The 15,679-nt window shown below is 45.3% G+C and carries 11 protein-coding genes; 3 read left to right on the forward strand and 8 right to left on the reverse strand.

The window, feature by feature from the left end; translation table 11 throughout:
* Positions 1–180 precede the first annotated feature (180 nt).
* Positions 181–3,306 carry an NAD(P)-binding protein gene (locus tag CEQ32_RS08335; protein WP_122040751.1) on the forward strand — a complete coding sequence of 1,042 codons (3,126 nt, stop codon included), beginning with the start codon at positions 181–183 and terminating at the stop codon, positions 3,304–3,306.
* A 60-nt stretch (positions 3,307–3,366) separates the two neighbouring features.
* On the opposite strand, the gene CEQ32_RS08340 is transcribed toward CEQ32_RS08335, so the two are convergent.
* Complete coding sequence (locus tag CEQ32_RS08340) at positions 3,367–5,034, reverse strand: diguanylate cyclase (RefSeq protein WP_122040752.1); 1,668 nt, start codon at positions 5,032–5,034, stop codon at positions 3,367–3,369.
* 197 nt (positions 5,035–5,231) lie between these two features.
* On the opposite strand from CEQ32_RS08340, the gene CEQ32_RS08345 reads away from it, so the two are divergent.
* On the forward strand, positions 5,232–6,083 hold the full coding sequence (locus CEQ32_RS08345) for a DMT family transporter (protein ID WP_037416608.1): 852 nt from the start codon (positions 5,232–5,234) through the stop codon (positions 6,081–6,083).
* 57 nt (positions 6,084–6,140) lie between these two features.
* Here CEQ32_RS08345 and CEQ32_RS08350 read toward each other — a convergent pair whose 3' ends face one another.
* From CEQ32_RS08350 to CEQ32_RS08360, 3 genes are all read right to left on the reverse strand, one after another.
* Positions 6,141–6,680, reverse strand: coding sequence for a YfaZ family protein (locus tag CEQ32_RS08350; RefSeq protein WP_037416607.1), 540 nt, complete (start codon positions 6,678–6,680; stop codon positions 6,141–6,143).
* A 162-nt stretch (positions 6,681–6,842) separates the two neighbouring features.
* Positions 6,843–7,352 (reverse strand): GNAT family N-acetyltransferase, encoded by a 510-nt coding sequence (locus tag CEQ32_RS08355; RefSeq protein ID WP_088585844.1) that lies wholly within the window; start codon positions 7,350–7,352, stop codon positions 6,843–6,845.
* Between the two features lie 27 nt (positions 7,353–7,379).
* Entirely contained in the window at positions 7,380–8,750 is a 1,371-nt protein-coding gene (locus CEQ32_RS08360; RefSeq protein ID WP_088585845.1) for a magnesium transporter, read from the reverse strand.
* 147 nt (positions 8,751–8,897) lie between these two features.
* On the opposite strand from CEQ32_RS08360, the gene CEQ32_RS08365 reads away from it, so the two are divergent.
* Positions 8,898–9,383: a glutathione peroxidase gene (locus tag CEQ32_RS08365; RefSeq protein ID WP_037425797.1), complete on the forward strand. Its 486-nt coding sequence runs from the start codon at positions 8,898–8,900 to the stop codon at positions 9,381–9,383.
* A 596-nt stretch (positions 9,384–9,979) separates the two neighbouring features.
* Here the strand turns inward: CEQ32_RS08365 and CEQ32_RS08370 are convergent.
* The 4 genes from CEQ32_RS08370 to phoB form a co-directional block, all read right to left on the reverse strand.
* A complete protein-coding gene (locus CEQ32_RS08370) occupies positions 9,980–11,797 on the reverse strand; it encodes a M1 family metallopeptidase (RefSeq protein ID WP_181159796.1) in 1,818 nt (605 codons plus the stop codon).
* A gap of 509 nt (positions 11,798–12,306) precedes the next feature.
* Positions 12,307–13,278, reverse strand: coding sequence for a PstS family phosphate ABC transporter substrate-binding protein (locus tag CEQ32_RS08375; protein WP_011623458.1), 972 nt, complete (start codon positions 13,276–13,278; stop codon positions 12,307–12,309).
* A 217-nt stretch (positions 13,279–13,495) separates the two neighbouring features.
* Positions 13,496–14,794, reverse strand: a complete 1,299-nt coding sequence (phoR, locus tag CEQ32_RS08380; RefSeq protein WP_122040753.1) for a phosphate regulon sensor histidine kinase PhoR — start codon at positions 14,792–14,794, stop codon at positions 13,496–13,498.
* A gap of 80 nt (positions 14,795–14,874) precedes the next feature.
* Positions 14,875–15,564, reverse strand: coding sequence for a phosphate regulon transcriptional regulator PhoB (phoB, locus tag CEQ32_RS08385; RefSeq protein ID WP_011071727.1), 690 nt, complete (start codon positions 15,562–15,564; stop codon positions 14,875–14,877).
* Positions 15,565–15,679 lie beyond the last annotated feature (115 nt).

Consider the following 15,679-nt stretch of genomic DNA (forward strand, 5'->3'; position numbering starts at 1 on the left):
AAGTTGGAGTTAATCCAACTTGCTAGTTAATCTAAGTTTTTCCCTCTATTCATCTTTTAATTCAATTGTAAAATCAATAGGCTAATTGGCCTATTTACCCTATGCTCTTTAGGGTTTACTCATGCTTTTTTGTCGACAAAAACTACCTTACACATCTTTACGGGTTTAAAGGATGATCCCATGGAAAAACAACGCCCCGATTTTATCTATCCCCCAGGCAGTATGTTAATGCACTCGCCCTTAGTATTGAATAAAGCCGATATGTACGGTTTTTTTCTTAAGGGAAAACTCGCCAACTTACAGCGTTCTATCGATAAAACCCTTAATCAAGTGGCCGGAAGCGCCATGTACTTTAAAGTGCTGTCACCCTTTGTACTGACAACTTTTACCCAAATCGAGAAAGCCTATTCAGAAGACCCAACCGACAGGGCCAAGGGTTGGATCCAAGAAACCGACATCATCACTTGGGTCATGGTCGGTCGCCAAGACAATAGCAACAGCACATCCATCAGCCATGTGTATTTTCAGCCGCTGCATATTTGGGTGAATGATGCAATGGCCCTGATCAATGGCCGCGAGTTATTCGGTTATCCCAAGTATTTGTGTGAATACACTATGCCCGCAGTCGGAGAGCCATTAACCCGCCTATCCCTGGCAACAAAGAGCTTCTTACACTTTAGCCCTGACACTGAACTTGCCATGCACCCGCTGATTGAGGTGAATTGCAATGCCAAGCCCGAGGCGCAGCTCACCACGCTAGAAGCCATAGCCCAAACCTGGCAACTCTTTAAAGAACAAACGGATTTTATTCCAGAGCTGGATAAGCTCGGTGAGGAGCAACTCTTCCATTTGCTGTTTAAGCCCGCTATCGACCAAGTGTTTTTAAAGCAGTTTCCGGACGCTTCAGGCCAAAAAGCGGTTTATCAGGCGATTACTGCATCGCCCGCACAGGTCAACAAAGTGCACAGTGTCGCCCTGTTGGAAAATGACTTTGTCGCCACTATTTTTGATAACGCTAGCTTCCCACTCAAAGAGACCCTAGGCGTCGAGGTCGGCGAGCAGCATGTATTACTGCCCTACCATGTGAACTTTGATTTTGAAGTACCGCCGGGCGAAGTGCTGGTCGATAACTCTGAAATCAAAAAACAAAAAATTGCCATTCTCGGCGGAGGTGTCGCCGCCATGACCGCCGCCTGTTATCTCACCGACAGACCCGGCTGGCAGAACCAATATGAGATTGATGTCTATCAATTAGGCTGGCGAATCGGCGGCAAGGGCGCAAGTGGCCGCAATGCCGCGATGGGGCAACGGATTGAAGAGCATGGCCTGCATATCTGGTTTGGTTTTTATCAAAATGCCTGCGCCTTGATGCGTAAAGCCTATGAAGAATTAAACCGCCCGCCCGAAGCACCGCTGGCCACCTTCTTCGATGCCTTTAAACCCCATAACTTTATTGTGCTACAGGAGGAAATTAATGGTCGCTCCGTTAGCTGGCCAATCACCTTTCCAACACTCCCAGGGATCCCTGGAGATGGTACCGAAACTTTAACCTTCTGGAAGGTAGTTAAGGCCGCCTTTGCTTGGATAAAAGAATGGCTAAAGGACATGGACTCCCTGCTGGAGGCCGATGAAAAAGCCATGGCGACACCGAAAAACTGGCTCGATACCAGCTGGTTTGAACGACTTAAGGATAAGTTAGAGGATTCGGTAGAAGATGCGATGGAATCCCTCGACGCCCTGGGTGACAAGCTAGAATGCCATTTTAATCAAATGATTGGCCTCGAATGCGATGAGCATGTCCACAGCGAGAGTGACGATGGTTTGGTCGAGTCCGCCGTCGATGCCCTGCACCAAAGGCTGGTTAAACGCTTTAGCGACCATTTAGACACTAACGACGAGTTGCGTCATCTGTATATCGCCGTCGATTTAGGCTTAACCATCTTAAAAGGGATGTTTGTCGACGATGTGTTTGAAAAGGGCTTCGATGCCATCAACGACTACGATTACCGCGAATGGTTAATCAAACACGGTGCAAGTCAAAAATACACGGTCGACAGCGCGCCAGTACGCGGTTTTTATGATCTGGTGTTTGCCTACGAAAAAGGCAATTTTGACAAACCGAATGTCGAAGCAGGCACCATTATCCGCTCTATGCTGCGTATCGCACTGTGTTATCAAGGCGGGATTATGTGGAAAATGCAAGCTGGCATGGGAGATGTGGTCTTTACCCCCTACTATGAAGTGCTAAAACGTCGCGGGGTTAATTTCCACTTTTTCAATCGGGTCGATAATTTAGAATGTCGCAATAACAGCATTCAAGCGATTGAAATCACTGAGCAAGTAGCTCTGGCACCTTCTGTCAAAGAGTATAATCCACTCGTGGATGTCAAAGGCTTAGCCTGCTGGCCAAGTACCCCAAATTATGATCAGCTAGAGCCTGCACAAGCCGCTTTGCTAAAAGCCCATGATATTAATCTTGAGCACTTCTGGAGCGATTGGGACAATCTATACGAGGCGCAATTTGGTCAAGCACTTCCGAAAAAACGTCTAATCAAAGGTGTAGATTTCGACAAAGTCATTTTTGGGCTGTCTCTTGGCTCTGTCCCCCATGTGGCGAGCGAGGTCATGGCGCAGAGTCCGGCGCTCAAAACCTGTGTCGATAAAGTACAAACAGTCGCGACCCAAGCCTATCAACTGTGGATGAATCAAGATCTTAATGGTATTGGTTGGCCCAATTATTCTGAGAATGGCGAGCAGCCTGTCTTATCAGGCTTTACCGAGCCCTTCGATACGTGGGCATCAATGGACCAATTACTCGATAAAGAAGACTGGCGCGGACTAGAGCCTAAAAATGCCAGTTATTTCTGCTCGGCTTTACCCGTGGATGCCTATCCTCCTAGCTCGGATATCGGTTTCCAGCAGCGAAAAACCGCCGAGGCTAAGGCTGGCGCCATCAATCAGCTCAATACGGAAATTCATAAACTGTGGCAGCATGTTGGCGATACCTTCCCCTGGGAATGGTTGCACGATGAACAAAACCGCCAAGGCGAAGCGCGATTCGATAGCCAATATTGGCGCGCCAATGTGGATCCTTCGGAGCGTTATGTCTTATCCGTTAAAGGCAGCTCACAATATCGGATCACCACGGATGGTACAGGTATCGACAATCTGTATATGACGGGTGACTGGATTAAAACCGGCCTCAACGCCGGTTGTGTCGAGGCAGCAACCATGGCGGGCATGCATACCGCTAAAGCCATCTGCGGCCATCCGGCCATTATCAAAGGTGAAAAAGACTTTGCCTAAATACAAAGGGGCTGTGTTATGCAGCCCCTTTGTAGTCCAAATCTTTGAATGTGTTCAAGCTCAGATCGAAGCTATCTCTCCCGCGCGGCTATCGGCGTATTCTTGACGACGTTTTTCCATTCGCGATTGATATAAGTTGCTATCGGCGCAGCGTAGCCATTCGTGGGGATCTGACACATCACTATTGATGGCAAAACCAAAGCTAAACTGACAATCCTTTAAGCCTTCTGCGGCAAATTGTACCGTTAATTCCTTTAAGCTTGTACTTAAGGTTTCCATGCTATTTGCAGGCAGAATAAGCACAAACTCATCACCACTGATCCGGTAAATCTTGAGGTGAGCAATTTGGGTCGCTTGCAAAAATTGCACAAGTCTTTGTAGTAAACGATCCCCTTCTTGATGTCCCAAGGTATCATTTACCATCTTGAGATTGTCGACATTCAGCAGCACCAACGCCATAGGGTTAACCACCTTATTGGAAAAGGCCAATTGAGAATTCATAAACTCATCAAAGGCATAACGGTTACCGACTCGCGTTAAGCCATCAAGCCTTGCTTTTTCCCAAGCGATCCCTAACTCTTCGATATGCGCCTTACGTTCTTCAGAAAGGAGTTTAAGTTTATTAGCCAAGGCAAGAGATAACAGTAAGGCATCTACAGTGCCGCCGAGCAAAGTAGCAAATTCAGCATGCTCAATAAAATCAGGAGTAATCCCCATATTGCCCGGTAAAATAATCACCGCAGGCAACAGCAAACAACTAAAGGCCATGATGAAATAGCGCGCTGGGGCAAAGCCTTTCATCAAACACACATTGCCACAGGTGATAGCCAACGCAATCCACAGCATGATTAAGACTGAGGCAATAATCGCGGTATAGGGCAATAACCAAATACTAGTTGGCAAGGCTAAAATACACGCAACTAATAAGTACTGGCTCAGTCGCCACAATCGGGGCGAATAGCTAGGCAACTGTAAAAAGTGCTTGTAGAACATAATATTAAATATCGGCAAACTGATAAAAAACAGATGATGTAGTTCTAATTGATGATAGTTAAACAAGTGAGCGGGTAAATGGAATGTTAATGCCCAACCTCCAAAATAGGCCAATACATAAAGGCCATAATATAAGAAGGCTTTATCAAAAATAGAGATATAAATCAGTATATTATATAAAGCGATAAACAATAATCCCCCTAAACAAATCAGTATCGCCATTGCCACACGGTCGTTGGTTAACTGATGCACCTCTTCTGACGTTAAAGCCAGCTCCGGGGCGGAGGAATAATAGCGGCTACTCAGTCGAGTCACCAACCAATAATCAGTCCCAATATTCAGTTGAACCTTGCGACCGTAATCGAATAAAAATTCATAGGGTGCATAGTAACCACTGTGGGCCGTTTGCACTGAGCCATCACTACCAAGTAACCAATAATCGACCGATTCAACAATAGAATTACTGGCATCGACTACCCAACGAGTTTGACGGCTATTAACCATCACTGGAGACACCATCCAATAGTCGCCACCAGCCAGACTCACAGAGCTAGCTTCTTTGAGTAGGCTCATCCATTGAGTTACCTCATTAAAATCGGCAGGCGGGAGCTGGTTATCTTCTGCATGGAATAAATAAGGGGAGTCCAACGCAATTTCAGCGCTAAGGGCAAATGGACTAAATGTCCAAAACAGCAACAAAAAGCACCAGAAATTATGCACGTTAGTTTTGCTCATTGGTATCTTGGTTTATATACCCGCGTTTAGTTCCACGCAGAAAATCAATTTAGAGTGTTAACTTTATGACTACATTTTATTTTTTACAATTGATTAGACTAAATTAGTCGGCAATTGGATGCCTTATGATGATATTTTAGTCGTTAACTTATAGAACCACACTTTAGCCTCAATATCAGTCGTTAACATGGATACCTATGGCACCTTTATTGATGATTTTAGCGGCACAATTGTTGATAGCCAGCGGTAACCTATTGGTTAAGTTGCTTGAAACTAATACGCCAGTGTTTCAACTTGTACTTTACCGGCAATTATTTGCCACACTTTTGGTACTGCCCTTTGTCTGGCGTTTACAGGGCAATCTCAAGTTAAGTCCCTTTTACAAAGTGCACTTAAGCCGAGCGCTATTAATTGGTTTAGGCAATGCTATCTTTATGCTAGCTGTATTGCATCTGCCACTCGCAACAGTCACCGCAGTCATTTATACCTCGCCATTATTACTGCTGTTATTGTCCGCGTTCTTTTTACATGAGCGCATAGGCTATCGCCGAACAGTAGCAGGCATCATTGGTTTTACGGGCATATTACTGATAAGCCAACCAACTGAATTTAATCTCTACATTGGCTTAGCCTTTTTTGGGGCTATGACTTCTGCAACAAACAGCTTGATTTTGAAGGCATACTCAACCCACGAGCATCCCTTTTCAACACTCTTTTGGTCTAATGCCTTTGCGATGGTTTTTCTGATACCGGCAACTTGGTACGAGGGCGCAGATTTTAATCTCCCCGTCGCTCAAGTCGGCTTAACCTTAGGCGTGTTTTATATCGGCATGACCTACCTGATTATCCATGCCTATCGACGAGCAGATGCGAGCCAAATGGCACCAGTGGAATACACAGGCCTTATTTTTGCCGCGTTGTTTGGTTGGTGGTTTTTAGATGAAACCCTTAGCATTGTGGTGTGTATTGGCATTGGACTAGTGCTCTTCTCCTCCATCCTACCAAGTTACAGCGAGCTCAAAGCTAAATGGAAAAGCCGGCAAAGGTAACCTTGGCCGGCTTTAAATTCGAGGCGACACATTTAGGTCGCCAATTTACTGGTTCGATTAGAAGCGGAATTTACCGCCGATGTACGCACCATCTTCAAAGGTAAAATCACGAGCATTATCGTATTCAAAGGCAATTTTACGATAACCGACGTACAGTGCCATATTTGGGTTGATGTTGTATTGCACTTTGGAATCCAATTCATACTGACCATCGACATTACCGAAAGACAATACCGATGGCGCATAGTAAGCGGCAGCATGTATAGAAATATTTGGCCCTAAGGCTAACGCATAGCGACCACCGACAGACACAGTACTGCCATTTGGCGCATCGTCTGCCCATAACTGGCTTAACTTAGCGCCCACTTCAAAATGATGCACTCCCGCATCGTGGGTCATGTGCATTGCACCTTGAGCAATATGACCGCTATCGTCCGAATAAATATATCCTAATACTGCATTAGTATCTTTATTCACTTGCAGCTCTAATTCAGTAGAAACGACATCGTTGTTTAAGCCAAGATTAAATTCTGACGCATTCACTTGCAGCGCGGCTGCACTCAATAATAAGACACTTGCTACTCTGAATTTAGCCATAAAAACACCTCAATAATGACTGTGGGTAATAGCGCGGATCATACCGAATAAAAAAAGAAAATCTGCATATTTAGGATTTTGGTGCCGATATTTTTGAATTTAAAACCAAATAAAAACCTGCAATAAACATAAGCAAAACCTAAATAAAACAATTTTTACACATTAAGGTGCTGGTATACGATTTCCCACTAAGGTTTGCATCGTTCCTTCAATATCAATCTCATCGAACAAGGTTAAGTAATACCAACCCACGGTATTCCCCGTTCCTCGAATACTTAAATAGTTACGCCAAAAGTGAAATCCGGCCTTGAGTAAATTCACTCTGCTGGCGTTGTTTTCATCTCGAATAGTGGCAAATAACAGGGCGATTCCCTGTGCTTTAGCCACTTCAATTCGCATAAGGGTAAGCCCTTGGGCGATGCCTCGGCGGCGATATAAAGGCGAGACTACCAGATAACCGAGTTCCCCCACTGGACCAGAACCAGCCTTAATCGCTGCGCAGCCGACTATCTCGCCTTCGAGAGTCTTCGCCAATATCACGGCGCGGGACAGAGCAAAAGCCTGATGGTCGAGGGGATGCGCGTTGTCATCCCGCAGGTCAATTAATGCCGCCGCAGCCGCTAATTCGGCCGCGTTTTGACAAAGAACAAATTGAATATCGTTTTGATTCATACAAATGAGTTAAACAACCAAATCCACTTAAAGATAGAGTATCGTCGCCATACCGAGGAAAGTGAAAAAGCCCACCACATCGGTCACAGTGGTTAAAATCACCGAGCCAGAGAGCGCCGCATCTTGGTTAAATCGCTGCAAGACCATAGGCACGATCACCCCAGCTAAAGCCGCGACCGCCATATTGATTAAAATCGCACAACCTATCACTATGCCTATGGTGCTGTCGGCAAACCACCAGCCCGCCACCAATCCAATAACAATCGCCCACAGAGTGCCATTGACTAAACCAATCCCTAACTCGTTCTTCATTAACGAGAATAAGTTACCCGCAGAGATCTGCCCCATCGCCATACCGCGGATCATCAAGGTGAGCGACTGACTCCCCGCAATCCCGCCCATGGACGCCACTATCGGCATAAGTACCGCAAGTGCAACCACTTGAGATAAGACGTTTTCAAACAATCCAATGGTTGCCGAGGCCAAAAATGCGGTGAGTAAGTTAATCCCTAACCACACGGCGCGGCGCTGCGCACCTTTGATGATTGGGGCGAATAAGTCGTCGGACTCATCCATACCCGCGGTCGCCATTAATTGCGCTTCGTAATGTTCACGCACTAAGGCAGTCGCGGCCCTCAGGGTGACACGGCCAATCAGCTCCCCAGCCTCATCGATCACGGGTAACTCAATTTCGCGGCTATGTTCTATCGCCTCGGCGGCATCGAGTAGCGTCGTATCCGCAGTTAATGCACGACTGTCTTCCGATAACAGTGAAATCAGCGGCTCAGAGGGATCATGCTTGAAAATATCATAACGTCTGACCGTACCTAGGTATTTATCCGCCTCATCGACAATAAATAAGTTGTCGTTACAGTCGAGTTCAATTCGCCTGAAAAACCGCTGTGCCTGAGCCACAGTCGCCTTATCGCTGAGCACTAACATTTGATGATCGGTATAACGACCAATTTCGTTTTCCGAATATTGGTCATACAACTCGAAACGCTGCCGCTGACGCTCGCCCATCTGCGCCAAGGCGCGGTCGGTAAAACTTTCGGGGAGATAATCACTCCACTCAATCAAATCCTCAGGACTGAGCTGCGCGAATAGCAGATCCACCTCATTGTCGGGCATCTGCTTTAGGATACCCATACGCGGATCGGCACGCATTAAACTCAGCACTGTCACACGGTCACTAAACTCAACCTGTTGCCAACGCTCGTAACGCTCGTCTAGGGGTAAAGACTCCAGTGCTAATGCAATAGTACCAGGCTCTGCTTCATTTAAGATTTCACTGAACACTTCAGCCTGTTCTTCACCTTCAACTTCAGTGAGTTGCTGAACAACCTGCCCGACATCGGCCTGTGTGTTTGTTTCGTATTCGGCTTCATGTTCAGTCACATAAACGCCCTTCTGCTGAGATAAAAATTAGCGTAACTATATTGATATTGAAGAAGATTGGCAAACACACAGAATAAATTGCACACAAATTGATTGATAACAACTTAACTATTATTTATGCTAATCATCACACCTAAGGAGGTAATGATGACATCGACTATCTATAGCCACAGCGCAAACGACATTCAAGGCAATCCAACGGCACTGGCACAATATCAAGGCAAAGTAATTTTAATTGTAAATACCGCCAGTGAGTGCGGTTTTACACCACAGTACAAAGGCTTAGAGGCGCTTTATCAAAAATATAAAGCACAAGGATTTGTGGTTTTAGGCTTCCCATGCAATCAGTTTGGTGCCCAAGAAAAAGCCGATGAGAAAGGCATCCAAAGCTTTTGTGAACTCAACTTTGGCGTGAGTTTTCCCCTATTTTCAAAAATCGAGGTAAACGGTGAGCATACTCACCCTTTATATCAGTATCTTAAAAAAGCAGCGCCGGGCCTATTGGGCACAGAACGGATTAAGTGGAATTTCACTAAATTCTTAGTGAATCGTCAGGGAGAAGTGGTCGCTCGCTTTGCGCCAACCACAAAACCAGAAGACATTAGCGACAAAATAGAAACGCTTTTAAAGTAATCAGCGAGCTATCCCGTTGAAACTTTTCTATTAAATAAAAAGTTAAGTTATTTTTTATTTTCGATGGAACTTTAACCCTATAAGCCCCTCAAACATATTGAACAGCGAATGTCTTTTTCATGTTCATCATTCTCCCAGGGGCTTCTAGCGCGGCCCCCTTGACCTAGGAAGAGGTCACTAGGCAACCAATTGGTTGCCTTTTTTTATGTCTATGTTTTATTTGTAAAATAAATGTAGTCACCCACTAACTTCTATATTTAGCATGTCGGCATGGTCGAAAATAATTTCAAAAATTTTTAGCCGCAAACTGAACTTTATGAAAATGCCTTAGTCTGACTATATGTAAGGATTAACAAATCCGCTTTAATGCACAATTGATTGCTAAATGAAAAGTTTAGCAAAGGATTAAATGGATAAAACATGCCGTTTAATTCAATGGAACAGTTTCAAGTTATTGCATAGAGTCGAATTGGTTGGTCGTTCATCATCATCTCCCTTTTGGGAAGCAATCGAATACACGCTAGCGCACTGAATTCCTTTGTCTCCTAGCTTGATTTTCTTATGGCAACCTTTGGTTGCCATTTTTTTATCTGTTTTTACGAGTTAAACATCCTATCTAACTGTACTTGAATGGATGGGTGATAACCTGCGCGTGCGCTTGCATAAATCTTTTGTAACTCAGCATGATAACCCGCAATCTTTAACTCAGCGTAAAGCGGACGGACAAACTTGCCGCGGCCAATACGCTGTAAATAAGCGCTTAAAGCGGGCAGCACAGGATCGTAATGATTGCGGATAGCGACCCTAAACCAATCGCAGGCAATTTCGGCATTGCTCGACTCGGTTAACTTAAAGGTATCGTCCAAATCCATTAATTTCACCTGAGACAAGACTTCAGGCAATTGAGTCAGAAAGTATTGCCAGTGATGGACACGCCAGCCTTGCACCTTAAGCTCTCTGGCCACTTTGCCCTTTAAAAAGTCCTCCAAGGCGCTATCGACCTTATCTAAACTTCGCGATGTGGGCCCCACATAACCTTGAGGTAGCCCTTCGCCATAAATCCATTCCAACAATTCGGCTTCGCTTATCTTATCGGAATAGGCTTCAACTAAAGCGACTTTGGCGTATTTGACAAACTCTTCAGTGGTGATTGCCTTAAAAGCAAAGTGCTGCACATAGGCAAACAGAAACTTATCGAATTCGGTGCGGCCAAGTCGATGCTCTAATTCATGGACGAAGATCGACGCCTTATCATAGGTAAAACGGTTAAAGGCCAGATTAGGATCGGCCTGTTGTACATTGGCGGGTAGCGTTTGCCTGTAGCGCGGTAAAACGGCCATTTCTTCTTTTAGTCGACCAAATTCAATCACCCATTCTAGCTCAGCCTGCTCCTTGCCATAGACTTCCTCGACAATTCGATTGGTGAAATAGGTCGTAAAACCTTCATTTAACCAGAGATCACGCCATGTGGCATTGCTCACCAAATTGCCCGTCCACGAGTGTGCCAACTCATGGGCAACCGTTGACACAAGGCTCTTATCTCCCGCAATCAAGGTTGGAGTTAAAAAAGCTAAACGGGGATTTTCCATGCCACCAAACGGAAAGCTCGGCGGCAAGATGATCATGTCATAACGCCCCCAGGCATAGGGGCCTAATAGCGATTGCGCCACATCTAGCATATGTTCGGTATCGGCAAACTCAGTTGCTGCGGCGGCCAACATGCAAGGTTCTGTATACACGCCGCTGCGCGGGCCTATGGCTTGAAATGCCAAGTCACCTACCGCTAATGCCAGCAAATGGGTTGGGATGGCTTTTTCCATCTCAAACGTAAATATCCCTTCAAGCGGTGTATCTGGATGGTTCATCGCACTCATCACTGCACGCATTCCCTTGGGCACTTGGACTTTCGCATCGAAGGTTATCCGCGCCTTTGGCGTATCCTGCAAGGGGATCCAACTGCGGGCATTAATGGGCTGAGATTGACTAAAGAGATAAGGTAACTGTTTGCCAGCCGTTTGCTCAGGCATAAGCCACTGCAACCCTTCAGCTTCTGGCGAGGTGCGATAGTGAATACAGACTCGCTCACACTTTTCAGCGGGTAGCTGGATCACCAATTTCTGCCCGAGGATTTCATTTGGCACTTCAAGCACAAACTCAAGGGGCTCTTGAGTATCAGTCGTGACCGATAAAATATGTAAATCACGGCTATCGAGCCATAACTCGCTAGTCTGTGGTTCAAAGTAGCGAAGTGACAGAATCGCTTCCCCGAGCAAAGTGCGAGTCGCAAAGTCGATTTTCAACGCGAGGGATAAGTGCGTGACCTGCACTTGGTCGCTATTGGCAAAGGAATGGTAATCCCGAGTTAAATCCCATGCTGCGGGAGCGATTGGCATTTGCTGGCTTTCTGATGACATCACTTAGCTAACCTGTGAACGGTAAATTATCTAATCATATTATCGGACGCAGATTTACCGACGCGCAATCGAATAAACTGTCCTCGCATCGGCATTTTGTAACAATGCTTGAATCCAAGTTTTGCTATAATCGACTTTAGTTAACTCATAAAAATAAAATTTACATATTTTTCAATGCATAAAGAAAAATAGTAAAAATTTTTTCAAAAATTTTCTATTTTGGCTGAACTAATTTCGCGCCCTTGAGTCAGATATTATGAACCGAATCTTTGCAATGAGTTTCTTCGTTCATCATCATTCTCCTTTCGATGGTTTCTAGCGCGACCGTCCCCAGATTCCGAATTGGAATTTACAGCAACCTAATTAGGTTGCTTTTTTTATGCCTATTTTCAGTCGTAAGCGCCAGCTAGTAATCACCTCGCATGATAACCCCATACTGACGTTGGTGGTTTTAGCCCCCAAAACAAAAAGGGCCTCCGAAGAGACCCTTAAGGTTTAGCGATTTAGCATTAGAGGCGGATGCCTAACTGTTCTAAATCTTTAGCAACGACGCTCTTAGGCAGAGTCACATAACCGTCTTTTTCTACCACTTGCTGACCTTGCTTAGACAGCACGTAACGGATGAATTCTTTTTCCATTGGTGCTAAGTCTTTGTTTGGTTGCTTGTTCACGTATACATATAAGTAACGTGATAATGGGTAAGTACCGTTAGCGGCGTTTTCTGCAGTCGCTTCGATAAACTCGTTACCTTTCTTCGCGATGGCAACGGCTTTCACGCCAGCAGTTTTGTAACCGATACCTGAGTAACCGATAGCGTTCAGTGATTGAGACACTGACTGAACTACAGAAGCAGAGCCTGGTTGTTCGTTTACGTTGGCCTTGAAGTCACCTTTACACAGAGCGTGCTCTTTAAAGTAACCGTAAGTACCAGATACTGAGTTACGGCCATATAACTGTACGTCTTTAGCTGACCAGTTACCGTCAAGGCCTAAATCGCCCCAACGTTGGATGTCGCTGCTACCACATTTGTGAGTAGAAGAGAAAATACCGTCAACTTGTTCGACAGTTAAGCCTTTGATTGGGTTATCTTTGTGTACGAATACCGCTAAAGCGTCAATCGCAACACGAACTGCAGTTGGCTTGTAACCGTAGTGTTTTTCGAAGGCTTCTTCTTCATTAGGCTTCATCTTGCGGCTCATTGGGCCGAATTGTGAAGTACCTTCAGTTAATGCTGGTGGCGCAGTAGAAGAACCAGCTGCTTGAATTTGGATATTTACGTTAGGGTACATCTGTTTAAATTCTTCAGCCCACAGTGTCATCATATTGGCTAAAGTATCTGAACCTACAGAGGAAAGGTTGCCCGATACCCCACTTGCTTTCTCGTAAGTTGGCAGAGATTGATCAACAGATGCCATTGCAGTGGCAGAGAATACACCAGCGGCAGTAAGAGTCATCGCGCCGACAAGCTTTTTCAGTTTCATTATGTGCTCCAGTAATAAGCTAACTAATTTGTAACTTAAGTTTCTTCAGACGCAGCCAGTATCAATCGCTACAATGACAATTCTATGTCCAAGATATGACACTTAGATGACAAAACACCTTTTTATAAAAAATCCGCCGATTCAAACCCGATAAAAAACAAAACAGGCCATAATGGCCTGTTTTTAATATAAAAAATAACGTTACAGTAAATAGCAATTATTTTTTACGTTCAATCAAATGCTGCGGGATCATAAAGCTGAAAGTGCTACCCTTTCCTAATTCACTGCTGATATTAAGCTCACTGTGATGATGACTTAACGCATGTTTCACAATGGCTAAACCAAGGCCGCTTCCCCCCGTTTGCCGTGAGCGCGCGCTATCAACTCGATAAAAACGCTCGGTTAAGCGATTGATATGCTGCGGTGCAATCCCTTCCCCGGTATCTGTCACACTGAAGAGACCGCCAGTAGCAACGCTACGCCACTGCACCGTAATCTTACCACCAGGCTCAGTGTAACGAATCGCATTCGAAATCAGGTTAGAGCAAGCACTTCTAAGCTGTAGCTCATTGCCATGGGAATCTAATCCCGGCTCACAATGGAAACTTAACTCATATTTATCCTGCGCTAATGCTTTAGCTTCTTCCTTTAAAACTTCCATTAGCTGCGACATGTTTACCGTGTTCTCAAGATTAATATCCACTGCATCTTCGATACGCGATAACACCAGTAATTGTTCGACCATCGACTGCATTCGCCGAGTCTGCTGCTGCATTAAGGCTAAGGGCTTAGCGTTCATCGAATCGGGTTCCGCCATGCTTTGCATCATCTCTAAATAGCCCTGCAATACAGTGAGCGGGGTTTTGAGTTCGTGTGACACATTGGCGACAAATTCTTTACGCATGCCTTCGAGTTGTCTTATCCGTGTAATATCGCGGGCAATCAACAGTAACTGCCGATCGCCATAGGCCATGATACGAATTTCGAGTAAACGCCGCTCCGATACTGGCGAAGCCAGCTCTAAGGGTTCCTTATATTCAGCCGCTTTGATATAGGCAGAAAAATCGGGATGACGAATTAAATTATCGATTCGTTGACCATTATCCTGTGGCCAAACGAATCCCAACATCAGCTGAGCTAATTTATTACACCATAAGATATTATGCTCTGAGTCGAGCACGACTGCTGCATCGGGTAAGGCTTCAGCGCCTTGACGGAAACGCCCAAGTAGAGCCGCCAATTGACCGACTCGGCGACGATTTTTACCTTGCAGGCGGTAAATACCATTAAATACGCCTTCCCAACTGCCAGTGCCTTGGGGAGGCGTTAATTTTCTATCTCGCCATAACCAAAAATTAAGTCGCGCTAACTGACGGTAATGCCAGAACACTAGCCCTAGCAATCCAATGATCAGTATCCAGAGGGGTTTCCCTACCAATAAACCAATGAGCAAACAAAGCAGTAAAAATACGGCTAAGCGCGTAAACAACCGGTACCCTGAATAAGAGTCGAACATAAATAAACCCAAACATCAGGCTAAATAAGAGGAGCACAAGATAGCCGAAAAGCTAACCTGTGCCTATCTCTTATTTGGCACTAACTACGTGTTGAGAAACGATAACCCGCACCACGAACCGTTTGAATGAGACGATCATGGCCCGACTCTTCAACCGCTTTACGTAGGCGGCGAATATGCACATCAACGGTTCGGTCTTCGACATATACGTTTGTGCCCCACACATTATCAAGCAGCTGTTCGCGGCTATAGACACGTTCTGGGTGTGTCATAAAAAAGTGTAACAATCGAAATTCTGTGGGCCCCATATCGAGTACAGTATCGCCAACACTTACCCTGTGACTCACGGGGTCGAGTAACAATCCTTGTACGTCAATCGTTTCTTCAAGACGGGTCGGCGCGCTACGGCGTAGCACCGCTTTGATACGTGCCACCAACTCCTTGGGTGAGAAAGGTTTAGTGATATAGTCATCGGCGCCCACTTCGAGGCCCTTAACCTTATCTTCCTCTTCTCCACGGGCGGTGAGCATAATAATGGGGATCTGACGGGTAAACTCATCCTGCTTGAGGCGTTTAGCCAATTGAATACCGCTTCCTCCAGGAAACATCCAATCCAACAAAATCAGATCGGGGTAAGGCTCCTTTAGCAGCGCAATGGCCGAATCAAAATCTTCTGCCGCAGAGGTGGTAAACCCATGCTGTTCCATTACAAAAGTCAGCATCTCGCGGATAGCTAACTCGTCTTCTACTATCAATATCCTTGCAGTCATAGGTGATTTTCTGTCAGTGAATGTCAACACGGCTATTATTAGTCATTTTTATTACAGATTTATGAATAAGTGTGCCGCACAAGCTATATAGTAGCGATGATTGTCATATTAAGTT

Source organism: Shewanella sp. FDAARGOS_354 (assembly GCF_002209245.2).
GTDB classification, from domain to species: Bacteria; Pseudomonadota; Gammaproteobacteria; order Enterobacterales; family Shewanellaceae; genus Shewanella; species Shewanella xiamenensis.